This is a genomic window from Aquincola agrisoli (assembly GCF_036621135.1).
In the GTDB taxonomy this organism is placed as follows: Bacteria; Pseudomonadota; Gammaproteobacteria; order Burkholderiales; family Burkholderiaceae_C; genus Aquincola; species Aquincola agrisoli.
Map to the genome: position 1 here is coordinate 1 of NZ_JAZIBG010000005.1, position 646 is coordinate 646.

General features: G+C 41.5%; 1 protein-coding gene. It reads right to left on the reverse strand.

What is annotated here, in order from left to right; genetic code table 11:
• The coding region (locus tag V4F39_RS01140) for a hemagglutinin (RefSeq protein ID WP_332287394.1) at positions 1 to 607 on the reverse strand (607 nt) is incomplete at its 3' end.
• Between the last annotated feature and the right edge of the window lie 39 nt (positions 608 to 646).

Here is a 646-nt window from a genome sequence, read left to right on the forward strand (position 1 = left end):
TACCCGGGTGGTGAACCCCCCAAATGTACAATTTGTCAAATTTTTCATTGTTTGGTATAGTAACTTTCAATGCTGGATATTTGTAATTTAAGTGGGTCAACCAATTCAATCTACTAAAGAAACTGTTACCAGAACCCCTTTTGCAAGAAGCGCTTTTTCCATTTTGAGTGACTCCTGTCCAATTGAAACTTTCATTGTTAAATTCCAGTGTACCGGATGAGGCAACTATTGATCTGAGGGAGGCATAATCCGGAACATCATAAGGGTAACAGTTGCTGTAGGCTTTGCTGCGTTCAACAAAAAGGTCCCACTTCTTATTCTGAAAGCCATCACATTGAGGGTCTCCCAATAGGGCATCTATTAGTGTGCAGTTTCCTCCATCAAGGATCTGATAAGGACTGTTGCATATTCCACCTGTTGAGGAGCTCTGAACCAGTTCAGTAGCATTAGTAACTTCAATTTGGTCATTCGTGATTGTTTTCACCATCGTTCCGTTTGGCACTGCATGGTGCCCAAGGCACAGCATTGCCATGTTGTTGTCATTTCCTGGAGATTTTTGAGCGAAAACCAGAAATAGAATGTAGCTCAAAGCAATGATAGTCTTCATGGTTAATAGAATTATCCCCTGCTTTTGCTGATCACGCGT